Source organism: Streptomyces sp. NPDC093598 (genome assembly GCF_044764825.1).
Taxonomy (GTDB): Bacteria; Actinomycetota; Actinomycetes; order Streptomycetales; family Streptomycetaceae; genus Streptomyces.
The window spans coordinates 146,616-169,109 of record NZ_JBIWIV010000011.1 but is presented as its reverse complement, the minus strand read 5'-3'; the positions used below and the strand labels follow the sequence as shown (position 1 = coordinate 169,109).

Genomic DNA, 22,494 nt, shown 5'->3' with positions numbered 1-22,494 from the left:
TTTGTCCATCCTGCCACGCGCGTGGGTGCGCGCGTGGGCGAGCGGTACAGCCGAGAGTGACCGGCGCCACGCTCCGTGGCCTTACCATGGCGCGGTGCTGGTCAAGTGGATTCGCTGCACCGTGGTGGACCGCCGCGGTTTCGAGCGGGGGCAGCGGAAGTGGGCGGGGCTTCTGGGGGAGCCGGGGTTTCGCGGGCAGGGGGGTGGCTGGAGCCGGGGGCGGCCGGACGTGGCACACATCTTCGCGTTCTGGGAGAGCCGCGCCTTCTACGACTCCTTCATGGCACGGTCCCACGACCGGCTCGCCTCGGCCCAGGCGGGCACGTTCAAGGACGCACAGGTCAGGCTCTTCGACTACCGCTTCGACGTGAAGACCGGCTTCGAACCGCGCTTCACGGACGCCGACCTGCTGCGCGTGGCGCTCTGCCGCATCCACGAGGAGCGGGCAGAGCACTTCGTGCTGATGCAGGAGAAGGTCTGGAACCCGGCGATGGCCGGTTCGCCCGGCATGGTGCGTGGCCTGTTCGGTGAGGCGCCCGGGAACGAGTTCCTGGTGCTGTCGATGTGGCGGTCGGCCGCCGAGCACGGCAAGTACCGCACCGAACGCGTGGAGCGGCTCGCCCTGAGGGCTCAGACCGAGGCCGACGTGGCGGCGCTCACCGGGGACGTCGTGGACATGGAGTCGAGCTGGACGGTCTGACTCCGCGCGGCGCCGACGGGTGCCCGGGTGCCATGGATCCGGCCGCTCCGACTCCGAGCAGGCCCGGACGGAGTGGTTCCGGACGGAGTGGTTTCGGTCGGACAAACGTGCGACTGGTGTGACCTGTGGTGCAGGATTCGTGTGACCTGCGCTGTACGGGTGCGGTGGGAGTGCTCGACGAGCCCTCACCCGATCTAGGGTCTTGGCATGGCACGACCACGGCGCATCGTCCTTGTCCGGCACGGCGAGTCAACGGGCAATGTTGATGACTCCGTCTACGAGCGTGAACCCGACCACGCCCTGGCGCTGACCGAGCGCGGCCGGCGGCAGGCGGAGGCGACGGGCGGGCAGCTGCGCGAGCTCTTCGGCGACGAGCGCGTCAGCGTGTACGTCTCCCCGTACCGCCGTACGCACGAGACCCTGCGCGCGTTCCACCTCGACGCCGGACTCATACGGGTGCGTGAGGAACCCCGGCTGCGGGAGCAGGACTGGGGCAACTGGCAGGACCGGGACGAGGTCCGCCTCCAGAAGGCCTACCGGGACGCGTACGGCCACTTCTTCTACCGTTTCGCCCAGGGCGAGTCAGGCGCCGACGTCTACGACCGGGTCGGCGGGTTTCTGGAGAGCCTGTTCCGCAGTTTCGAGGACCCCGACCACCCGCCGAACGTCCTCATCGTGACCCACGGTCTGGCCATGCGGCTGTTCTGCATGCGGTGGTTCCACTGGACGGTCGCGGAGTTCGAGTCGCTGTCGAACCCGGGGAACGGCGAGGTGCGGATGCTCGTTCTGGGGGACGACGGCAAGTACACGCTTGACCGGCCTTTCGACCGCTGGCGAGATCCCGAGCCGTACGGGATCACCGGATAGAGTGGCAGGGCGATGACCGCTGATTCCTCCCCCGACATGCGCCTGGACCGCGCACTGGCCTGCCTGCGCGGACTGTCCGTCGGGGACGCGCTGGGCTCCCAGTACTTCGTACCGGTGAACTACCCGCTGCTGAAGCGCCGCGAGGTGCCGTCCGGGCCGTGGCAGTGGACGGACGACACGGAGATGGCCGGCTCGGTCGTCGCCGTCCTGGCCGCCCATCACCGCATCGACCAGGACGCCCTGGTCCAGTCCTTCGCCGAGCACCACGACTTCGACCGGGGGTACGGCCCCGCGGTCAACCGTCTGCTGCGGCTCGTCCGGGAGGGTGGCGACTGGCGGGAACTGGCCGCCGCGCTCTTCAAGGGGCAGGGGTCCTGGGGCAACGGCGCGGCGATGCGGATCGCCCCGCTGGGCGCCTGGTACGCGGACGATCCGGAGCAGGCCACCCACCAGGCGGAGATCTCGGCCTACACCACCCATCAGCACCGCGAGGCCGTCGTCGGGGCCATGGCCGTCGCCGCGGCCGCCGCGTTCGCCGCCGCCCCCGATGGACCGCCCGGCGCCGAAGCCCTGCTCGACGGAGTCATCGACCTGGTGCCCAAGAGCGCCGTGGGCGCGGGCTTGCGCCGGGCCCGGGACATGCTCGACTACGGCGACCCGGGCACGGTCGCGGCGGTTCTGGGGTGCGGGCGGCGGACGACCGCCCACGACACCGTGCCCTTCGCCCTCTGGTCGGCCGCCAGAAGCCTCGGCGACTACGAGCGGGCGTTCTGGACGACCGCTCAGGTCGGCGGGGACGTCGACACCACATGCGCCATCGTCGGCGGCGTGATCGCCTCGGGGAAGGCGGGGGCGCCGCCCGCCGAGTGGGTCGAGCGAACCGAAACGCTTCCGGAGTGGGTGCCCACGTCGGCCTGACGGCCGGAGCTCTCCACTCTTCGGAACTCTCCGTGCATGCTGGGAACTCTCTGTGACTGACCGCTCGTTGTCCTGATATCCGCTGTGCGAGCCGGCAGGCCGCGCACAAGCCGGAGACAAGGGGGTGTGGTCATGGAGGTCCTGCTCACTGTGCTGATCCGCTGGTGGGACGCTGTCGCGCGTCGTGCGGGTCGCGTGTGGGGGGCCGGAGCGCCGCCCCTGCAGTCTGTCCCCCGATTGCGCCCCGGCCAGCGGCCGCCCGTCGCGAACCGGCCCGACAACCGCCGACGGGGCCGTGTCGCACCCGCCTGCGGGCCGCCGGAGCCGGTTCGCGGTGCTCTTGCGTCAGCCGAGCCCCGGTCCGGCCGAGCCGAACAGTGCCTCCAGGTCGCTCTTGCGGACCCGGATCACCAACCAGGCCGTGGCCAGGGCGAGGACGGCCATCGCGGCGGCCGGGATGAAAGCCGTCGATATGCCCTGGGCCAGCACCTCGTGCCCCCAAGGCGCGGGCAGCTGCTGCGTCCTGGCGAACTCCGCCTTCTGCTCCGCGGATCCGTCGGCCGTGAACCGCGGAAGCTGTTTCTCCGCCTCGTCCTTGGTCGCCGTGCCGAAAACCGTCGTCAGGATGGACAGCCCCAGCGATCCGCCGACCTGCTGTGTCGTGTTGAGCAGCCCGGACGCGGCGCCCGCCTCATGCGGAGCGACCCCGGAGACGGCGGTGAGGGTCAGCGTCACGAAATTCAGTCCCATACCGAAGCCGAACACCAGCATCGGGCCGAGGACCCCGCCGACGTACGAGCTGTCCGAGCTGATCAGCGCCTGCCAGGCCAGTCCGATCATCGCCAGCGCGGAGCCCACGAGCATGAAGGGCTTGGGGCCCAGCACCGGCAGGAACCGCTGCGACAACCCCGCGCCGAGCGCGATCACGACCGTCACCGGCAGAAAGGCGAGCCCTGCTTCGATCGGGCTGTACCCCAGCACGTTCTGCACGAACAGCACGATGTAGAAGAACATGCCGAACATCGCCGCGGCCAGGCTCAGCATGATCACGTACGTGCCCGAGCGGTTGCGGTCGGCGAACATCCGCAGCGGGGTGATCGGCTCCTTGGCCCGGGACTCGATGATTCCGAAGGCCAGCAGCAGCACCACCGCGGCGACGAAGGACCCGATGGTGAGGCTGTCCCGCCATCCCTCGTCCGCAGCCCGGATGAAGCCGTAGACAAGGGACGCCATACCCGCGGTCGAGGTCACCGCACCCGCGATGTCGAAGCGACCGGTGTGCCGCTCGGACTCGCTGATGTAGAGCGGAGTGAGCACGGCTATCAGCACGCCGATCGGCACGTTCACGAAGAGCACCCAGCGCCAGTCGAGCCACTCGGTGAGCATGCCGCCCGCGAGCAGGCCGATGGCACCACCGCCCGCGGAGACCGCGGCGAAGACGCCGAAGGCCCGATTGCGTTCCGGGCCCTCGGGGAACGTGGTGGTGATGAGCGCCAGCGAGGTGGGCGAGGCGATCGCGCCTCCCACGCCCTGCAGCACCCGAGCGGCCAGCAACTGCCAGGGTTCCTGGGCCAGCCCGCCGAGCAGCGAGGCGAAGGTGAACAACAGGATGCCGGTCATGAAGACCCTGCGCCGGCCGAGGATGTCACCGGCGCGGCCGCCGAGGAGCAGCAGGCCGCCGAAGGTGAGTGTGTAGGAGCTGACGACCCAGGTGAGGTCGGTGGTGCTGAACTCGAGCGCGTCTTGAATGTGCGGGAGGGCGATGTTCACAATCGTCGCGTCGAGCACCACCATGAGTTGGCAGGCCGCGATGACGGTGAGCGCGATGCCGGGGCGTCCCTCCCGGCGGGCCGCACCTGGCTTTCGATCTTTGAGCAACGGAGAGGTTGTCACTGTGGGTCCCCCACGAGTCTGTTAGTGAACGCTTGCGTTCACTGCCGCGTCAACGGTAGTGAGTCCGCCTCAGTGAACGCAAGCGTTCACTTACGGCGTCGCCGTTCGGCACGTCCCCCTGTGTGGCCGTCCGGCACGTCCCCCCATCCCCGGAACGCCCGCTTCCTCTGCTCGTTGGAGAGAGTCCGATGGTTACCCCCAGCTGGGCGGATGCCCCCGCTCAGACGGCCGCCCGCCGCCGCGGCGCGGTACTCGAACGCGCGATCCTCGAGGCCGCGCTGGATCAACTCAGCACGGTCGGCTGGAGCGGCCTGACGATGGAGGGTGTCGCCGCCGGTGCGCAGACCGGTAAGGCGGCGGTCTATCGGCGCTGGCCGTCCAAGGAGGATCTGGTCGCCGACGCCCTGCGCGCCGGGCTGCCGCAGTTCGACGCGACCCCGGACGAAGGAAGCGTGCGCGAGGACCTCTTGGTGCTGTGTCTGCGGGCTCGCGACGCCATGTTCTCCCGCCCGGGTTCGGCGCTTCGCTCGGTGATTCACGAATGCGACACGGCGCAGGCCGAGCGCTTCCACGGCGTGATCTTCGAGGGGGTCGTGGAACCCACCATGAAGATGCTGCGGGAGGTCATCGAACGCGGGATCAAGCGAGGTGAGGTGCGCCCCGAGGCCGCGAACGGCTATGTCTTCGACGCCATACCGGCGATGATGATGTACCGCTCCAAGATGTGCGGCTGTGAATGGCAGGATCATGAAGTCGAGGAACTGATCGACCAGTTGATGGTTCCGCTGCTGCGGTCCGGCGGTGCCTGACGCTCGGGACGAGGGTGTCTGACGCTCGGGCCGAGGGTGCTTGGCGCTTCGCTGGAACGGTGCCCGGCGAGGGTGCGTCAAGGCCACGAAGTCGCCGGTGCGGGCCGGGGTGTCGCGGGCGGTTCCGGGCGGCGTAATCTAGGGGCGCCATGCCGTACGAACCGCCTACTCACACCGTCGAGCGCTCCCTTCGAGCCACGACCGGAGCGAAGATCGTTGCAGGTGTCGACGAGGTGGGGCGCGGCGCTTGGGCCGGTCCCGTCACGGTCTGCGCGGCGATCACCGGGCTCCGCCGACCGCCCGAAGGACTCACGGACTCGAAGCTGCTCACCATCAAGCGACGCACCGCCCTCGCAGAGGAACTGCGGACATGGGTGACGTCGTTCGCCCTGGGGCATGCCTCCCCACAGGAGATAGACGCCCTGGGGATGACGGCCGCGCTGCGGCTCGCGGCGGGGCGTGCGCTGGACGCCCTCCCGGTCCGTCCCGACGCGGTCATCCTCGACGGCAAGCACGACTACCTGGGTGCGCCGTGGCGGGTTCGTACGGTGATCAAGGGTGACCAGTCCTGCGTGGCAGTCGCCGCGGCCTCGGTGATCGCCAAGGTTCAGCGCGACAAAATGATGGCCGAACTGGGTATCGACCATGCAGACTTCGGTTTTGCGGACAACGCCGGGTATCCATCCCCCGTGCACAAGGCCGCACTGGCGGAGCGGGGCCCCACCCCCTACCACCGGTTGTCGTGGGCGTATCTTGATGCGCTGCCCCAGTGGCGGCACCTCAAGAAGGCCCGCAGCTGGGCGGAAGAAGGCGTTCCGGAGATCGAGGGCCAGCTCGGCTTCGATTTCTGACGGTTTCGCTCGCACACAAGTGCCACCCGCCGACGCGGGTCGTACCAACGTTTGATAAATATCAACCCATGCCTCTCATTCCCGAGGAGCCTCAGATTCACGAGAGCGCCCAGGGTCCCCGCGCCACTCCGGCCAGTGGCCGCACCGCGCCGACCCCCCGTCCCGTACCCGGCCCCCGTCCCGCGGCTCCGTCGCGTCCCGGTCGTCCCGGCCCTCTCCGGCCGGCGCCGCCGGTGCAACGCACGTCGCGCGATGTGGCCACCAAGCCCGCTCCGTCGGGTCCCGCAGCCGGTGCCGCCGCTCCGGTCACCCCGCAGATCCAGCTGGTTCCGGCCTCCGTGGAAGGCGCGCTCGACGCAGCCGAGGAGGCCGTGGACCTGCTGCTGGACTCCGGTCGTGCACCCGGCGACGTCCTGGTGATCACGACCGGGGAACAGCACCCGTGGGCCGCCCACGAGCTGTCCTTCGGTGAAGCCTCCTACTGGGCCCAGCACGACGCCGGCGACGACGTCTTCTACACGGACGCCGGTATCGCGGCCCGCGCCGCCTCGCGTCCGGTGGTCGTGGTCGCGGTCAACGGCGGTCCCGAGGCCGCAGCCGTGAGCGCCCTGTCCCTGGCCCACTCCCGGGCCGGCGCCCTGCTGATCGTCTGCGGTGACCCGCAGCGGATCAACTCGGTGCTGGGCGCGGGCGTCTGAGTCGGTGCCGTAGCGCCCGGCAGGGCGCTGGGGTGGGCACTTCAGGACCCGTTGCCGCGGCTCCGCACGGCGGGCGGTTCATCCTGCCCGGAGGGCGGGACAGCGGCTGCGCGGGCGCCTCGCGCGGTCCGGACGAGCGCTTCCGTGGCGTCGCGGACCGCCGTGCCTGCGGATCGGCCGAGGCAATGCTCGGAGTGCTCGTTCCGGCTGCCCGCCCAGGGATCGTGGTGTGCCGTGTGCTGCTTGACGGTTGCGGTCCCGGGACCCTTGGGGAACGGTCTGTCCGCAACTCAGCGTGCCGCAGCTGCGCGGCGCAATACCTCGGAGGCGCCGCCGGTGCGCGGTATGGGTGGCGGTGTCTCCGACGTGGCGAACGGCTCCGGCGCCGAGGCGGAATGAGGTCGGCGTCCGCCGCGCCCCTCACCGAGGACCTGCCAGCCGTCACGGGTCAGCGTGATGTACGCCCCGCAGCGCAGCCCGTGCAGGGTGCACGCGTCGCGCAGTCCCCACATCCACGCGCCGTCCTCCTCGGTCCAACGCGCGTCGCCGTCACGGCAGTAGAGGAGCACCGCGGTGCGTACCGGCGTGCGGCGCCGCAGATCGTGCGGGATGACCCGGCGCAACTGCGCGAGCAGCGCGTTGCGGAACATCCAGCCGTCGGCCGGTGCCGAACGGCGCACGAACGAGGCGCTCGCGCGCAGCCGCTCGTCCGGGTCGAGCACGGCCACGACTGCGGTCGCCGGCTGCGGGTGGTGCCGGGCGTGCAGTCCGCTGACGATCTCGCGGGGATTGCGCAGGAGTGGGATCCCGGCGGCGGCCCATTCCGCGGGTTCGAGCAAGCGGTTGGCGGAAGCGGCGGACGTCGACGCCGCTGCCGAGGCCGGAGCGAATCCGAAGGTCACGGTCCTCCCTTCGGCTACGCGCCCACACTGCGGGCGGGGTCGGATTCCTGGGAGCGCGCACCGCAGCGAAGCCCTGCCGGAGCGGCGGACGAGCCGTGCGGGAGCGGACTTCAATTCTTCCTGTCGAACTTGAATGCGGCAACGAGCAATTGAGGCAGCCGACCGTTATCAGATGATGCGCGGCTAATATCCCCGCCGTGTGTGTCGCCGCACCACCCATGGGGCGTTCGAGCACGACACGTTCGTACGTCATGGGGGTGCCCGGAGTCCAGAGGTGTGCGCCGGGGCAGTCGCCCCGCCCCCACACCTGCCGTCAGCTCTGTACGGCCAGTACGAGCGGCAACACCCCTTGCGCTCCGGAGCGTCGGAGCATGCGGGCCGCGACCGCGAGGGTCCAGCCGGTCTCCGTGTAGTCGTCCACCAGGAGGACCGGGCCCTGGGCCTCGGCGAGGGCCGCCGCGAGGGCGGGTGGCACGGTCAGGGCCCCGTCCAGTGCCTTCAGGCGCTGGGCGCTGTTGCTCCGGGAGCCCGGGTAGGCGTCGCCCGCGTATTCGACGGCGCCCAGCAGCGGCAACCGGCCGATCTCCGCGATGCGCGCCCCCAGGGAGTTGATCAGCTGCGGTCGCGTGCGTGAGGCGACGGTGACGACTCCGACCGGGCGCGGCTGGGCCTCCGGTGCTCCCGGGGCCCAGCCGCCGGGGCCTCTGGCCCAGTCGGCCAGCACGTCCACCACGGCCTTCGCCACGTCGTCCGGTACTGGCCCGTCGGGGGCCTGGGGCGAGAGCATGGGCCGCAGCCGGTTGCCCCAGCCGATGTCCGACAGCCGCCCCAGCGCGCGCCCCGGCGCGGCTTGTTCGCCGGCCGGGATGCGTCCCTTGAGGTCTACTCCGATCGCCGGCAGCCCCGTCGGCCACATCCGCCGGGGCTCCACCTCGACACCTGCCCGGCCCAGGTCCACGCGCGCGGCGTCGAGCGCCTCCTCGGACGTGTCGGCGGCGAAGCGGGGACCGGCGCAGTTGTCGCAGCGACCGCACGGCTTGGCGGCCTCGTCGTCCAGCTGGCGCTGCAGGAATTCCATGCGGCAGTCGGTCGTCGACGCGTAAGCGCGCATGGCCTGCTGCTCGGTCTCCCGCTGACGCGCCACCCACGCGTACCGCTCGGCGTCGTAGGACCATGGCTGCCCGGTCGCGATCCAGCCGCCCTTGACCCGTTTGACCGCCCCGTCCACGTCCAGAACCTTGAGCATGGTCTCGAGGCGGGAGCGGCGCAGCTCCACCAATGGCTCCAGGGCGGGCAACGACAGGGGCTTCTCCGCGTGCGCGAGGATGTCGAGCGTGCGGCGCACCAGGTCTTCCGAGGGGAAGGCGAGCGACGCGAAGTACTTCCAGATCGCCTCGTCCTCCTTGCCCGGGAGCAGGAGCACCTCGGCATGCTCCACACCGCGTCCCGCGCGGCCCACCTGCTGGTAGTAGGCGATGGGGGAGGAGGGCGAGCCCAGGTGCACCACGAAGCCCAGATCGGGCTTGTCGAAGCCCATGCCGAGCGCGGAGGTGGCGACGAGTGCCTTCACCTTGTTGGCGAGCAGGTCCTCCTCCGCCTGCTGACGGTCGGCGTTCTCCGTCTTGCCCGTGTACGACGCGACCGTGTGCCCACGCTGCCGGAGGAAGGCGGTGACCTCTTCGGCGGCGGCCACGGTGAGCGTGTAGATGATTCCGGACCCCGGCAGTTCGTCGAGGTGCTCGGCCAGCCAGGCCATCCGGTGCGCGGCATCCGACAGCCGCAGCACGCTCAGGCTCAGGCTGTCCCGGTCCAGCGGGCCCCGCAGCACGAGGGCGTCCGAGCTGCCGCCGGTGCCGAGCTGTTCCGCGACGTCGGCCGTCACGCGAGCGTTGGCCGTGGCGGTGGTCGCGAGCACCGGCACACCGGGCGGGAGATCGGCGAGCATCGTCCGCAGCCGGCGGTAGTCCGGCCGGAAGTCGTGACCCCAGTCGGAGATGCAGTGCGCCTCGTCCACCACCAGGAGCCCGGTGGCGGCTGCGAGCCGGGGGAGCACCTGATCCCGGAAATCCGGGTTGTTGAGTCGTTCGGGACTCACCAGCAGGACGTCCACCTCGCCCGCGGCGATCTCGTCTTGGACGGCGTCCCACTCCTCGGTGTTGGAAGAGTTGATGGTCCGGGCGTGGATGCCCGCCCGAGCCGCCGCCTCGACCTGGTTCCGCATGAGCGCGAGAAGCGGGGACACGATCACGGTCGGACCGCTTCCCCGTGCCCGCAGCAGCGAGGTCGCCACGAAGTACACCGCGGACTTGCCCCACCCCGTGCGCTGGACGACCAGGGCACGGCGTCTGTCGGCGACCAGCGCCTCGATCGCCCGCCACTGGTCCTCGCGCAGCCGGGCCTCTCCCGACACGTCCCCGACGAGACGGGTGAGGACGGCGTCGGCCGCCGCCCGGAGTTCCGCGTTGCTCGTGTGCTCCATGCGTTCCATACAACAGGACGGCACTGACATCCGTGGCGACGCATCGAGAGCCGGGGACGCGCCGGGCCTTCCTGGCGTGAGGTGACGTGTTCCTGATCGGACTTATCCACAGGGTCAAGCGGAGGATTGGGTTCCGCGAGATCGTCTTCGCATGACGAACCACAGCGAAACGACCGGATCCCCTGAGAACGGTGACATCACCGGGCCCGAGGCGCAGGGCGGGACCGGGCCCGAGGCGCAGGGCGGGCACCATCGCGGTGCGCAGGAGAGCAAGGCGAGCAAAGCGTCCGGGCCGCACACGCCCGGCCCCGCGTACGACACTCACGGCGGCGAGCACCAGGTCACGCTGCGCACTCCGGCCGAACTGGCCGACGCCCTGCCGTATCTGCTCGGGTACCGCCCCGAGGACAGCATCGTCCTGGTCGCCCTGCACGACAAGGACGGACGCGGGCGGTTCGGAGGCCGGGCCCGGCTCGGTATCCCCGCGAACGCGGACGACTGGCCTTCCGCAGCCCGGCAACTGTCCCAGGGCCTCGTGACGGGCAGCGAGCGCCGAGGAGCCCGGCCCGAGTCGATGGTCGCCTTCCTGTGCCAGGAACCGGAGGAGGGCCAGACCGGTCGGCAGGTGATGGAGCGCCTGAGGCCCCTGGCCCAGAGGCTGCGTGTCGAGTGCGGTTCGCTGGACGTGGTGGTGGTCGAGGCGCTGTGCATCTCGGAGGGTCGCTACTGGTCGTACTGCTGTGACAACGAGGCGTGCTGCTCCCCCGAGGGAGCCGCCATGGGCCTGCCCGGCACCTCCGTGCTGGCCGCAGCAGCCACCTACGCCGGTATCCAGGTACGCGGCACACTACGGGAGCTCCGGGCCCGGCTGCTGCCCTGGGAGAACGCCGCCGCCCTCGAACAGGAGGCCGCCCTGGACACCGCCAGCATGGCGCTGGTGCCGAAGATCCTGGACGACGCTGGCCGCGCCGCCGTGGCCGACGAGACACTGGACCTGGCCGGGAGGATCCTGGACCGCTTCGCCGAGGCACAACCTGTCTCCGGCATGCTCCTGGCGGATCTCCGAGACGACGAACTGCTCGGGCGGGACGAGGCCGCCCGGCTGATCCTCGGCCTTCAGGACCGAGCGACCCGCGACCGGGCGGCCGAGTGGATGGAGGGCGACGAAGCCGCACACGCCCTTCGCCTCTGGCGGACACTGGCACGCCGCTGCGTCGGCCCCTACCGCGAACATGCCGCCGCGCCGCTCACTCTCGCCGGCTGGGTCGCCTGGTCCACCGGCGACGAACTGGAGGCCCGGGAAGCCCTCGCCATGGCCTTGGGCGCCGATCCCGACTACCTCTTCGCCCGCCTCCTGCACCAGGCCTGCAATGAGGGCCTCGACCCGGAGTCGATCCGCAGCTGCCTGCGCGCGGAGCGCAAAGGCCGTGGGCACGCGGTGACCGATCTCTTGGAAACGAAGGCGGACAGCGCCGATTCCGCCGGACGCGGGACAACCGCGGCGCCCGAGTTCAAAACGAGCGACGTGCCCGCACGGGCAGTGGTGCCGACCGAGTCCGAGCCACGCGGCGAACTCTCGCCGGAAGTGGCGCCACAGACCGAGTCCGAGCCGGGCGACAAGCCCGCATCGGCAGCGGTGCCGTCCCGCCGCCGCTCCCGTCCCGCCGGCGCTTCCGGCGCAGCCTCCAGCCGTACCGGCGCAGCCTCCAGCCGTACCGGTGCGGACGGCCGTGACCTGGGCGCACGGAGTCCTCGTCGGCGCACATCGGCGAGCACGACGCGCCCTGCCGGTACTACCGACACCGGTACGGGCCCGGGCCGTGCGACCACGGCGGATGCCGCACGGTCCGGCAGCGTGCACACGAGCCGCACGCGTGCGCGTACGTCGAAGAAGGCGGCCACGCCCTGCCGCGACGGGGGCCAGGAAGGCGTGCAGCCGAGCCACGGCGCGGGCGACGGGGAGTGAGCCTCCGCCGGGCGGTCTCGAGGGGGCCGGGCCACGGGCGTGACTCGGAGGACGCTCACGCCGTTCACCTGAGTGGCGAAACGGCTGGACAGGCCGTGACGCCGCACCGCCCCTGCCCCGCCGCTGCCCTCCGACACCGGCGCCGAACCCGATCGAGGCGCACAGAGCGCAGAGGAAGCCTTCCCATGCAACAGCCGACTCCGCCCTCCGCTGCCGACGACCACCGCCCCCAAGGCGGGCCCCCGCCGCCCCTCGGGGCGGGTCTCGCCCCGCCCGGGGCAAGGGCGACGCCGGCGGGGGACCAGGCCGCCCCTCCGCGACCAGCGACACGGGTCGACGGTTACGGGCCGAGATTCCCCGGCAGCCCGGCTGACGCCTTCTCCCCCGCCGGCCCGGACGCCCGCCCGCCTTGGTCACCGGGCCCGCGCCGATCGTCTCCTCGATGGGCGGGCCAGAGTCGTCACCCCGGCGCGGGTTCGGGATACGGATCGGCCTCGGCGCCCTTCGCTCCGGGGCGGACTCCGTCATCCACCGGGCACCCGTCTCCGCCCTCTACGCGGGGCGCCACGATTCCCGGACTGCGCTGGTCCGCCGACTTGCCGCCCGCGCACGCCGTGATGATCTGTGTCGCCCTTCCCGGCCTCGCCATCTCAACCGAGGCAGGGCAGATGACCGGCCGTGGCCTGGAGGGCTTCTACCGTGGCGGCCGGCGCGTGCTCTCCCGGTGCGAGATCCGCGTGGCCGGACGAGAACCCCTCGCGGTGCAGGCCCGGATGGCCTCGGCCGACCGTGCCAGGTTCGTGGGCACGCTCCGCACGTCCCCGCAGACGGGCCCGGACCCGGACGTGATCGTGGAACGCAACCGTTTCGCGGACGGTACGGAGCGGATCACCCTGCACAGCGCGGTTCCCCGTCCGCTTCGCCTGCCGGTCGAGCTCGTCCTGGCCACGGACCTGGCCGACCTCGGGGCGATCGCCTCCGGCAACGCGGGGCCCGAACTCTCCGCCACCGTCCACGGCTCCGGCCTGCGCTGGTCCTGCGCCACCGGCAACACGAGTGTCGCAGCCGAACCGCCTCCCGCGGACGCCGTGGCCTCGGCCGGACTGCTGCGATGGGAGCTCGACCTGCCACCCGGCGGCAGCAGAACCGTGGAACTGCGGGTTCGGTCGGACGGCGCGGGGCCCCTGCGAGCGGTGGGCCGGGCGGCGACCAGCCCTCTCGCCGCCGCGTGCGCGGAGGGCGACGACCCCAGAGTCCCCGCCCTCCTGCGGACCAGCATCGAGGACCTCCAAGCACTCCTCCTGCGTGACTCCGCGAACCCCGCCGACACCCACCTCGCGGCTGGGGCACCCTGGCGCTGTGGCCTGGCCCCCGCCGAAGCGCTCGTCGCCGCCCGGATGGTGCTGCCGCTCGGCACCGGCCTCGCCGCAGGAACCCTGCGGATCCTCGCCCGGACCCAGCTCACCGGCCCCGGAGCGCAGGCCGGAATGATCCCCGGCCCCAGACGGGACGCCGGGCCGCACCTACCGCCGCACTGCACCGCGACGGAGGCCACGCTGCTCTTCCCCGCCCTGCTCGCCGAGGCCCGCCGCTGGGGCCTCCCCGAGCAGGAGACGGAAGCACTGCTGCCCGCAGCCGAGCGCTGTCTGGATTGGCTGCGCAACACCGTGGGCGACGGCACGTACCTGCGCGACCCGAACCCGGGCGGACTCGTCCGTTGCGAGACACAGGCCCACGCCCACCGCGCCGCCCTGCTCGGTGCCGACCTGCTCGACGCCTGCGGCCGGACAGGGGGAGCGGCGCTCCGGCAGTGGGCGCAGTCCCTGCGGACCGCGTTCCGCAAGGACTTCTGGGTCGAGGACCGCGGGGGCGGCCGGCCCGCGGCAGCCCGTGCCCAGGACGGCAGCGTGGTGCCTCACCTGGGCGCGGCCGCCGTGCACCTCCTCGACACGGGCCTGCTGGGCGGCGGCGAGTTGGCGCCCGGTCTGCTCGACAAGGTCCGGACCGAGAATCTCGCCCGGCTGCTCGGCAGCCCGGTCATGGACTCGGGGTGGGGCCTGCGCGGACTGGGCGCGAAGGAGCCGGGCTTCAATCCGTTCGGCCACCGCGCCGGAGCCGTACGGATCCAGGAGACGGCGCTCGCCGTCGCGGGCCTGGCCGCCGCCGGCTACGAGAAGGAGGCGAGCTCACTGCTGCGCGGCGTGATCGCGGCCGCCGAGACCTTCACCCACCGGCTGCCCGAGATGTACGCGGGCGAGCAGCGCATGGAAGGGAGCGCTCCGCTCCCGCATCCGGCGGCCTGCCGCCCCGCGGCCACAGCGGCGGCCGGTGGAGTTCTGCTGCTGACCACCCTCGTCGGCATCCGTCCCGACGCCCCGGCCGGGACGGTCACGCTGCGCCCCGTGCGCGGCGCCCCCCTCGGAGAAGTCGGCTTCACGGGATTGCGCGTGGCAGGCGCCCCGTTCTCCGTGCGGGTCAGCCGCCTGGGGCTCGCCATGGTCGAGGAGGCGGCCGACGGACTGCAACTGGGTGTGTGACCTGCGACAATGTGCCACTTCAGGGCCAAGCGGACAGCCAGTGGAGCCCATGCCGGACCGAAGTGGATCAGTAGGCGAACGGACCGGCGAAGGGAGTGTTTATCGTCAAGCAGACGACTATGATCGCCGCATGCCCTACGACCCGTCAGCGTTTCCGCCCTTCGCCGTCACCGTGGACCTGGTCGTGCTGACCGTGCGCCGCCATGCCCTGTGTGCGCTGGCGGTACGCAGGGGCGAACCGCCGTTCCAGGGGCGTTGGGCGCTGCCCGGCGGCTTCGTACGGGCTGACGAAGACCTGGCACAGGCGGCGGCACGCGAGCTGGCCGAGGAGACCGGACTGCGCGTCCACGACCCGTCCGTCCCGGCCCAGGACAACGGCGCGCATCTGGAGCAGCTCGCCACCTACGGCGACCCCAAGCGGGACCCCAGGATGCGGGTCGTCAGCGTCGCCCATCTCGCCCTGGCCCCCGACCTGCCGGCACCCAGGGCAGGCGGAGACGCCAGCAACGCGCGCTGGGCTCCGGTCGAGGAGCTGTTGCAGCAGGGCGGTTACGGGCGGGACGCCGAGCCGGTCGCGCCGCTCGCCTTCGACCACGCCCAGATCCTGGCGGACGGAGTGGAGCGCGCCCGCTCCAAGATCGAGTACTCGTCGCTGGCCACCGCCTTCTGCCCGCCCGAGTTCACCGTCGGGGAACTGCGCCGGGTCTACGAGGCGGTGTGGGGCGTGGCGCTGGACCCGCGCAACTTCCACCGCAAGGTCACCGGTACACCCGGCTTCCTCGTTCCCACGGGTGGGACGACCACGCGCCAGGGCGGGCGTCCGGCCCAGCTCTTCCGTGCCGGTGGCGCGACGCTGCTCAATCCCCCGATGCTGCGCCCCGAGGTGTGACCAGCGGACCGGGCGCGGGCGGCGGCACGGACATCGGCCGCCCGCAGCCCGGCCGCGGGTGGCGGTCCTGTCCGAGGCGGGCCTAGTGATGCCCGAAAAACCGGACATAGCACGCTATCTTGCTGTGAGTGATCCAGGCCTTCGGACTGACCAGCAACCCCCGCAAAGAGCATCCGCCCGCAGTCGACGACGTCTCCTTCGAGGCGCGGGCGGGCCGCATCACCGCGCTGCTCGGAGCGCCGGGCGCCGGCAAGACGACGGTTCTCAGACTCATGCTCGAACTCCAACAGGGTCGCGGCATCACTCACTTCCGGGGCCGCCCCCTGCACCGCATCGCCCATCCCTCGCGCGAGGTCGGCGTACTGCTGGGCGATGTGCCCGGGCATCCCGCCCGCACGGTCCGCGGTCATCTGCGCATGCTGTGCGCCGCCGCGGGGGTCCCGGTGCGGCGTGCCGACGAAGTCCTCGAGGCGGTGGGGCTCGTGAGCCTGCGCGAGGAACGCCTCGGCACCCTCTCCCGTGGCATGGACCGCCGCCTCGGCCTGGCCTGCGTCCTCCTGGCCGACCCGCACACCCTCGTCCTCGACGACCCGGACGACGGGCTCTGCGCGCGTGAGAGCACCTGGTTGCACGGCATGTTGCGCGCCCACGCCGCCCAGGGCGGCACCGTCCTGTTCACCACGGCCGACCCCAAGGGGGCCGCGCGTACCGCCGACCGCGTCGTCACCCTGGAACAGGGCAGGATCGTGGCCGACCAGGAGGCCGTGGAGTTTTCCCGCACCCGCCTCCGCCCCCGAGTCGCCGTACGCAGCCCGCACGCGGCCCGTCTGGCAGCTCTCCTGGCCAAGCAGGCCCGCACCTCGCAGCGCTCCGTCGAAGTCGTCCGAGAGGGCGGCAACCGCCTTTCCGTGTACGGCGGTACCTGCGCGGACATCGGCGAGATCGCGTTCCGTCACGGCATCGTCGTACACCAACTCGCCGACGAGATCGGAGACATGGGGCCCGGTGCAGTCATCGCTCAGGCCAGTGGGCCGCTTGACCGAAGCCCCGTCGAGCCAGGCCACACCCCTCACACGCACCGGACGGCCCTCGAGCCCCGGCCCGGAGAACCGGCACCGTCTCTCGACCCGTCGAGGCCGGCCGTAACAGACCCCGCGGCGCCCCTCACGACCGAGCCGCGACCCCCGCTCGAGCCGCGATCTCTTTCGAACGCACCGGAGCCGGTCACAGACGAGCCCTCGCCTTCCTTCGGGCAACCGCTACCCGTCGCCGAGCCGCACGGGCTCCTGAACGCCTCCCCGAGCATCGGCTCTGACAACGCTCCTCCGGCGGCGACCACACCTTCCTCACTCCGAGCGCCGCACCCCGACGGCACCCGCACGGCTCGCACGCTCGACGCACTGCCCCCTCTGCCACCCCCCATCTCCGTCCGCCCCGCCCCCAGCCCTCTCCGCCCTCTCCGTTACGAGATCCGCCGTGCCGCCGGGATCGGCACCGGGTTCCTGACCGGGGCCGTCGTGCTCGTCGTGTCCGCAGTGACCGCCGTCGTGCTCGCACGCATCGGACATACTCCGCAGCCGCGCCTGCTGGCCGCGTGGCCGCAGGAGCTGCCCCTGCCGCCCGCGGCGCTCGGCGCGGGACTGCTCGGCGCGCTGGCCTTCGGCGACGAGTTCCGCCACCCCGCTCTGGCTGCGGACCGCGGCACCGTGCCCCGCCGGCTGGGGCTGCTGGCCGCCAAACTGCTCGTCTCCTCGGCCACCGCGCTGGTGCTGGCCGTCCTCACCGTCGGCTGCGACGCCGAAGTGCTCTATCTCGTCTACGGACGGGAGCTCGCCCAGGTTCCCGCCGACTGGTTCACCCTGAGTGTGAGTTGGATGGGGCTCGTGATCGGCTGCGCCTGGGCGGGCGTACTGGCCGCAGGTGTCTTCCGGTCCACCACGGCCGGGCTCGCCGCTGTGGCCGCCGTCCCCCTCCTCGTGGTGCCCGTCGTGCACCAGCTCGTGGACGGGCCGTCCGTGCGAACCGCGGCCGGACTTCCGATGAGACTGCGGGAGGCCCTCCTGCCGCGATGGCCCTTCGGGGGAGAGCACTACCTGGAGGCCGCCTTCGAGGTGATCTCCCAACCGGTGGGCGGGGCACTGACGTTGTCGCTGACCGCGCTGCTCTGCGCGTATCTCCTCACCACCCTGCGCAGCAGACTCCGGTGACGACTGTCCGTAACCCTTAGTCCGGCCATGCGCACAACTCCCCGCAGAGCGCCCATTTCTTTCCGATAAGGCGTCAATTGCGACGGGGTGAGCGATCACCCTTTCGTGTGCTTTTCACCAAAGACCTCAAGGGAGTTGGAGACGACGCCGACAAAGGATGCGTGAGTACCCTTGCGCACACCATGATGACCGCCGCCCGCTCCGCTGACTCCGGCCTCACGAGCCCGGGCGAACTCGACCGCTACCCGTACGCCGAGGCGCCCGCCGTCGACCGCGTCGGGATCCCTGCCTGGGAGGGTGCGGACCCCGATCTGGGCCGTGTGGGCCGACGTGCCGCGGGCAGCCGCGGACGCGGGCTGCACGGCCAGCTCGTCCAGCAGTTGGGTCAGATGATCGTCTCCGGCGACCTGGGTGCCGACCGCCCGCTGGTGCCCGAGGAGATCGGCCAGCGTTTCGAGGTCTCCCGCACCGTCGTCCGCGAGTCGCTGCGCGTCCTGGAGGCCAAGGGCCTGGTGAGTGCCCGCCCGAACGTCGGCACACGTGTGCGCCCCGTCAGTGACTGGAACCTCCTCGACCCGGACATCATCGAGTGGCGGGCCTTCGGGCCGCAGCGCGACGACCAGCGCCGCGAGCTGAGCGAGCTGCGGTGGACGATCGAGCCGCTCGCCGCCCGCCTCGCCGCCGGGCACGGGCGCGAGGACGTCCAGCAGCGCCTCGCGGACATGGTCGAGATCATGGGGCACGCGATGGCCCAGGGTGATGCCCTCACCTTCTCCCGCGCCGATTCCGAGTTCCACTCGCTGCTGATCCAGGTCGCGGGCAACCGCATGCTGGAGCACCTCTCCGGAATCGTGTCCGCGGCTCTTCAGGTCTCGGGCGGCCCGGTCGCGGGCTGTGACCGGCCGAACGAGGCGTCGCTGGCGCATCACGGCCGCATCTGTGAGGCCCTCGCCACCGGTGACGGGGCGGCGGCCGAGGCGGCCATGCGCCAGCTCCTCATGGTCCACCCCGGGGTGGAACGGGTCGTGCCCGCCCCGCGCGAGCACTGAACCCGTTCCGCGGGCGGCGCGGCCGGGTGTGCCACCCCCCTCCTGTGGCAGTGCCTGATCGGTGATCCGCCTCCCGTCGGACCCCGTGGGATCCTGGTGATCCTGCGGGGTCCGACGGCGCGAAGGGGCCGGGGCCCGGCGGGACGGCCGGGTCGCCGCCGCATGTGACCCCTCCTGCCCGGGTCTGACCGTTTTCGTTCGCTTACGGGGTGTGACTCGGGCCACGCGGATTGGGCGTAACGCTGGCGGCACGAACGCGATGACCTAAGAGGTGACAGCCGCGGAGGGAATACGGACGCCGTTCACGGCGCTGTGCATCTTCCCGGCCCCCGCCCGCGCCGTCGGCCCATCCCCAAGCCGGTGGTCGGCTCCTGTCCACTGTGGACGGGGCCGGAAGCCGTTTTCCAACGTTCCGAGAGGTTGTTCGTGTCGGCCAGCACATCCCGTACGCTCCCGCCGGAGATCGCCGAGTCCGTCTCTGTCATGGCGCTCATTGAGCGGGGAAAGGCTGAGGGGCAGATCGCCGGCGATGACGTGCGTCGGGCCTTCGAAGCTGACCAGATTCCGGCCACTCAGTGGAAGAACGTACTGCGCAGCCTCAACCAGATCCTCGAGGAAGAGGGTGTGACGCTGATGGTCAGTGCCGCAGAGCCCAAGCGCACCCGAAAGAGCGTCGCAGCGAAGAGTCCCGCCAAGCGCACCGCCACCAAGACGGTCGCGGCCAAGGCGGTGACCACCCGGAAGGCCACCGCCACCGCCACGCCGGCGGCGCCCGCCGCCGAGCCCGCCGTCGACGACGAGGCACCCGCCAAGAAGGCGGCTGCCAAGAAGACGACCGCCAAGAAGGCGGCCGTGAAGAAGACCGTCGCGAAGAAGACGGCGGCCAAGAAGACCAGCGCCAAGAAGGACGACGCCGAGATCCTCGAGGAGGAGGTGCTCGAGGAGGCAGCCCCCGGCAAGGCCGGTGAGGAGCCCGAGGGCACCGCCGAGAACGCGGGCTTCGTACTCTCCGACGAGGACGAGGACGACGCGCCCGCGCAGCAGGTCGCCGCCGCCGGAGCCACCGCCGACCCGGTCAAGGACTACCTCAAGCAGATCGGCAAGGTCCCGCTGCTCAACGCCGAGCAGGAGGTCGAGCTCGCCAAGCGCATCGAGGCCGGTCTGTTCGCCGAGGACAAGCTGGCCAACGCCGACAAGCTCGCCCCCAAGCTCAAGCGCGAGCTGGAGATCATCGCCGAGGACGGCCGCCGCGCCAAGAACCACCTCCTGGAGGCCAACCTCCGTCTGGTGGTCTCCCTGGCCAAGCGCTACACCGGCCGCGGCATGCTGTTCCTGGACCTCATTCAGGAGGGCAACCTCGGTCTGATCCGCGCGGTCGAGAAGTTCGACTACACCAAGGGCTACAAGTTCTCCACGTACGCCACCTGGTGGATCCGGCAGGCGATCACCCGCGCCATGGCCGACCAGGCCCGCACCATCCGTATCCCGGTGCACATGGTCGAGGTCATCAACAAGCTCGCGCGTGTGCAGCGCCAGATGCTCCAGGACCTGGGCCGCGAGCCCACCCCGGAGGAGCTGGCCAAGGAGCTCGACATGACCCCTGAGAAGGTCATCGAGGTCCAGAAGTACGGCCGCGAGCCCATCTCGCTGCACACCCCGCTGGGCGAGGACGGCGACAGCGAGTTCGGTGACCTCATCGAGGACTCCGAGGCGGTCGTCCCGGCCGACGCGGTCAGCTTCACGCTCCTCCAGGAGCAGCTGCACTCCGTCCTGGACACCCTGTCCGAGCGCGAGGCGGGCGTCGTCTCGATGCGCTTCGGCCTCACCGACGGTCAGCCGAAGACCCTCGACGAGATCGGCAAGGTCTACGGCGTCACGCGTGAGCGGATCCGCCAGATCGAGTCCAAGACCATGTCGAAGCTGCGTCACCCGTCCCGTTCGCAGGTTCTGCGCGACTACCTCGACTAGAGACGGTCGTACGACGCGAAGGCCCGGTCCCCGATGGGAGACCGGGCCTTCGCGGTGCCGCACCGCCGCGGGTGCGGGGTCCCGCGGGGTGAATCACTCTGGGTGTTCCACGGACACCACGGAGTGAGGAGTGTGCATGCGTCGCCGACTGAAACGAGCTCTGGTCCTGGCGCTGGGGCTGGCAGCCGCGGTACCCGCCATATCAGTGGGCTCCAGCGCCCCTGTGGCCGCCGACAGCGTGGTCATAGGTGGTTCTCCCGTCGATGCGTCCCAGAGCCCGTGGACAGTGGCTCTGTCCAGTCGTGACCGGTTCGGGGGTACGCGCGCGGGGCAGTTCTGCGGCGGCGCGGTGGTCGGCCGCACCGCCGTACTCACCGCGGCCCACTGCCTGGACGAGGACGTCCTCGGCGTGCCGCTGGGGCGGGTACGGGACCTGAAGGTCATAGCGGGCCGCACAGACCTGCTCTCGGGCCGCGGCGGCCAGGAGATCGCCGTACGCCGCACCTGGGTGAACCCGGCCTACGACGTTGTCAGCAACGCCGGGGACTTCGCCGTGCTCAACCTGGCCGAACCGCTCCCCGGCGACTCGGTCATCACCATGGCGGCGGCCGGTGACCCCGCGTACACGGCGGGCGGGACCGCGACGGTGTACGGGTGGGGTGACATCTCGGGCACCGGCGAGTACTCGAGCAGTCTGCGGGCGGCACGTGTGCGCGTGCTCTCCGATGCTTTGTGCGAGGAAGCGTATCCGGGCGGTGCCGACGGCACCTACGACGCCACGAGCATGCTGTGCGCCGGGGAGACCGAGGGGGGCCGGGACGCCTGCCAGGGCGACAGCGGGGGGCCGCTGGTGGCGCAGGGGCGGTTGATCGGGCTCGTGTCCTGGGGGATCGGCTGCGGTCGGGCGGACAGCCCCGGGGTGTACACGCGCGTATCCCACATCGTGCGGACACTCGGATGGACACGGATGTCGGAACGTATGTGAGGCGTCCGGCGGAGTCTGGGCCGGCTTGGGGGACGAGGACGGGCGGTTGCCTCTGGTGACCAGAGGCAACCGCCCGTTCACCGGCCTGTGCCGGGCTGGCTCGTCGTCGGACGCGAGGTGTCAGCGCTCTTCTTCGGAGGCGTCGTTCGCGGGAACGGACGTGAGCCGCTCCGTCTCGTCCTGTATCTCAGCGGCGATCTTCTTGAGTTCCGGCTCGAACTTGCGGCCGTGATGGGCGCAGAAGAGCAGTTCGCCGCCGCTGACCAGGACGACGCGCAGGTACGCCTGGGCACCGCAGCGGTCGCAGCGATCAGCGGCCGTCAGCGGGCTCGCGGGGGTCAGAACAGTAGTCACGTCGCCTCTTCTCTAGCTCGACGAGCTGTCGTACCAGGGTCAACATCCAACCAGCCCCAAACGTTCCCGCTCGTGGCTTTTCCTCGAAAGAATCTTTGCGAGGCGGCTGTCTGCTGCCGGTTGGCGGCGAATGTGCCGTATTGCGTGTCTATGTGTCTTACGGGGCTTCGCGTTATATCGGTGGTCGGTCCGCCCGGCTGGGTTGCCGGTTGTTCATGAGGACGTGCCCGGAGCCTAAATGGTTCATGCCTGGAAGGGAACGTGATGTGTACTTCACTCCATCGAGGGATCGAACGTACATGCGAGTCTGGACTAGGGTGAGTTTCCGACGAGGGTGGCGTTACAACGGCTCTACCAGGCCTCGGTACCCTCTCACCGGTGACTGAAGCCGCGCCCTTACCCATGAGGGCCCCATCTGAAAT

General features: G+C 71.1%; 17 protein-coding genes. 13 read left to right on the top strand and 4 right to left on the bottom strand.

Going from position 1 to position 22,494, the window contains the following annotated elements:
* Nucleotides 1-94 precede the first annotated feature (94 nt).
* The 3 genes from ACIRDU_RS27845 (at nucleotide 95) to ACIRDU_RS27835 (ending at nucleotide 2,485) form a co-directional block, all read left to right on the top strand.
* Nucleotides 95-700 carry a YdbC family protein gene (locus ACIRDU_RS27845; RefSeq protein ID WP_184850723.1) on the top strand — a complete coding sequence of 202 codons (606 nt, stop codon included), beginning with the start codon at nucleotides 95-97 and terminating at the stop codon, nucleotides 698-700.
* Between the two features lie 207 nt (nucleotides 701-907).
* Nucleotides 908-1,567 (top strand): histidine phosphatase family protein, encoded by a 660-nt coding sequence (locus ACIRDU_RS27840; protein WP_403584107.1) that lies wholly within the window; start codon nucleotides 908-910, stop codon nucleotides 1,565-1,567.
* A 12-nt stretch (nucleotides 1,568-1,579) separates the two neighbouring features.
* Complete coding sequence (locus ACIRDU_RS27835) at nucleotides 1,580-2,485, top strand: ADP-ribosylglycohydrolase family protein (protein WP_403584104.1); 906 nt, start codon at nucleotides 1,580-1,582, stop codon at nucleotides 2,483-2,485.
* A gap of 345 nt (nucleotides 2,486-2,830) precedes the next feature.
* Here the strand turns inward: ACIRDU_RS27835 and ACIRDU_RS27830 are convergent, their stop codons facing one another.
* Entirely contained in the window at nucleotides 2,831-4,378 is a 1,548-nt protein-coding gene (locus ACIRDU_RS27830; RefSeq protein ID WP_403584101.1) for an MFS transporter, read from the bottom strand.
* Nucleotides 4,379-4,566: 188 nt separating this feature from the next.
* On the opposite strand from ACIRDU_RS27830, the gene ACIRDU_RS27825 reads away from it, so the two are divergent.
* The 3 genes from ACIRDU_RS27825 to ACIRDU_RS27815 all read left to right on the top strand — a co-directional run bounded on the left by ACIRDU_RS27825 (nucleotide 4,567) and on the right by ACIRDU_RS27815 (nucleotide 6,736).
* Nucleotides 4,567-5,187 carry a TetR/AcrR family transcriptional regulator gene (locus ACIRDU_RS27825; RefSeq protein ID WP_403584240.1) on the top strand — a complete coding sequence of 207 codons (621 nt, stop codon included), beginning with the start codon at nucleotides 4,567-4,569 and terminating at the stop codon, nucleotides 5,185-5,187.
* A 149-nt stretch (nucleotides 5,188-5,336) separates the two neighbouring features.
* The gene (locus ACIRDU_RS27820; RefSeq protein WP_403584099.1) at nucleotides 5,337-6,038 is read left to right on the top strand and encodes a ribonuclease HII; all 702 of its coding nucleotides are present in this window, start codon (nucleotides 5,337-5,339) and stop codon (nucleotides 6,036-6,038) included.
* Nucleotides 6,039-6,106: 68 nt separating this feature from the next.
* Entirely contained in the window at nucleotides 6,107-6,736 is a 630-nt protein-coding gene (locus ACIRDU_RS27815; protein WP_403584096.1) for a hypothetical protein, read from the top strand.
* A gap of 290 nt (nucleotides 6,737-7,026) precedes the next feature.
* Here the strand turns inward: ACIRDU_RS27815 and ACIRDU_RS27810 are convergent, their stop codons facing one another.
* Complete coding sequence (locus ACIRDU_RS27810) at nucleotides 7,027-7,638, bottom strand: hypothetical protein (RefSeq protein WP_403584094.1); 612 nt, start codon at nucleotides 7,636-7,638, stop codon at nucleotides 7,027-7,029.
* Nucleotides 7,639-7,951: 313 nt separating this feature from the next.
* Complete coding sequence (locus ACIRDU_RS27805) at nucleotides 7,952-10,117, bottom strand: RecQ family ATP-dependent DNA helicase (protein WP_403584092.1); 2,166 nt, start codon at nucleotides 10,115-10,117, stop codon at nucleotides 7,952-7,954.
* Between the two features lie 151 nt (nucleotides 10,118-10,268).
* Here ACIRDU_RS27805 and ACIRDU_RS27800 point away from each other — a divergent pair, with 151 nt between their 5' ends.
* The 7 genes from ACIRDU_RS27800 (at nucleotide 10,269) to ACIRDU_RS27770 (ending at nucleotide 21,718) form a co-directional block, all read left to right on the top strand.
* Nucleotides 10,269-12,083 (top strand): DUF4192 family protein, encoded by a 1,815-nt coding sequence (locus ACIRDU_RS27800; protein ID WP_403584089.1) that lies wholly within the window; start codon nucleotides 10,269-10,271, stop codon nucleotides 12,081-12,083.
* A gap of 668 nt (nucleotides 12,084-12,751) precedes the next feature.
* On the top strand, nucleotides 12,752-14,620 hold the full coding sequence (locus ACIRDU_RS27795; RefSeq protein ID WP_403584087.1) for a glycogen debranching N-terminal domain-containing protein: 1,869 nt from the start codon (nucleotides 12,752-12,754) through the stop codon (nucleotides 14,618-14,620).
* A 130-nt stretch (nucleotides 14,621-14,750) separates the two neighbouring features.
* On the top strand, nucleotides 14,751-15,509 hold the full coding sequence (locus ACIRDU_RS27790; protein ID WP_031116901.1) for an NUDIX domain-containing protein: 759 nt from the start codon (nucleotides 14,751-14,753) through the stop codon (nucleotides 15,507-15,509).
* 128 nt (nucleotides 15,510-15,637) lie between these two features.
* On the top strand, nucleotides 15,638-17,716 hold the full coding sequence (locus tag ACIRDU_RS27785) for an ATP-binding cassette domain-containing protein (protein ID WP_403584084.1): 2,079 nt from the start codon (nucleotides 15,638-15,640) through the stop codon (nucleotides 17,714-17,716).
* A gap of 161 nt (nucleotides 17,717-17,877) precedes the next feature.
* On the top strand, nucleotides 17,878-18,765 hold the full coding sequence (locus ACIRDU_RS27780; RefSeq protein WP_403584082.1) for a FadR/GntR family transcriptional regulator: 888 nt from the start codon (nucleotides 17,878-17,880) through the stop codon (nucleotides 18,763-18,765).
* Between the two features lie 426 nt (nucleotides 18,766-19,191).
* Complete coding sequence (locus ACIRDU_RS27775; protein WP_403584079.1) at nucleotides 19,192-20,733, top strand: RNA polymerase sigma factor; 1,542 nt, start codon at nucleotides 19,192-19,194, stop codon at nucleotides 20,731-20,733.
* Nucleotides 20,734-20,869: 136 nt separating this feature from the next.
* Complete coding sequence (locus ACIRDU_RS27770) at nucleotides 20,870-21,718, top strand: serine protease (RefSeq protein WP_403584077.1); 849 nt, start codon at nucleotides 20,870-20,872, stop codon at nucleotides 21,716-21,718.
* Between the two features lie 120 nt (nucleotides 21,719-21,838).
* Here ACIRDU_RS27770 and ACIRDU_RS27765 read toward each other — a convergent pair whose 3' ends face one another.
* Nucleotides 21,839-22,072 carry a hypothetical protein gene (locus ACIRDU_RS27765; protein WP_403584074.1) on the bottom strand — a complete coding sequence of 78 codons (234 nt, stop codon included), beginning with the start codon at nucleotides 22,070-22,072 and terminating at the stop codon, nucleotides 21,839-21,841.
* Nucleotides 22,073-22,494 lie beyond the last annotated feature (422 nt).

Coding starts and splice junctions, on each gene's coding strand:
- ACIRDU_RS27840 (WP_403584107.1), top strand. CDS start 908: ATGGCACGACCACGGCGCATCGTCCTTGTCCGGCACGGCGAGTCAACG.
- ACIRDU_RS27835 (WP_403584104.1), top strand. CDS start 1,580: ATGACCGCTGATTCCTCCCCCGACATGCGCCTGGACCGCGCACTGGCC.
- ACIRDU_RS27825 (WP_403584240.1), top strand. CDS start 4,567: ATGGTTACCCCCAGCTGGGCGGATGCCCCCGCTCAGACGGCCGCCCGC.
- ACIRDU_RS27820 (WP_403584099.1), top strand. CDS start 5,337: ATGCCGTACGAACCGCCTACTCACACCGTCGAGCGCTCCCTTCGAGCC.
- ACIRDU_RS27815 (WP_403584096.1), top strand. CDS start 6,107: ATGCCTCTCATTCCCGAGGAGCCTCAGATTCACGAGAGCGCCCAGGGT.
- ACIRDU_RS27805 (WP_403584092.1), bottom strand. CDS start 10,117: ATGGAGCACACGAGCAACGCGGAACTCCGGGCGGCGGCCGACGCCGTC.
- ACIRDU_RS27800 (WP_403584089.1), top strand. CDS start 10,269: ATGACGAACCACAGCGAAACGACCGGATCCCCTGAGAACGGTGACATC.
- ACIRDU_RS27795 (WP_403584087.1), top strand. CDS start 12,752: ATGACCGGCCGTGGCCTGGAGGGCTTCTACCGTGGCGGCCGGCGCGTG.
- ACIRDU_RS27790 (WP_031116901.1), top strand. CDS start 14,751: ATGCCCTACGACCCGTCAGCGTTTCCGCCCTTCGCCGTCACCGTGGAC.
- ACIRDU_RS27770 (WP_403584077.1), top strand. CDS start 20,870: ATGCGTCGCCGACTGAAACGAGCTCTGGTCCTGGCGCTGGGGCTGGCA.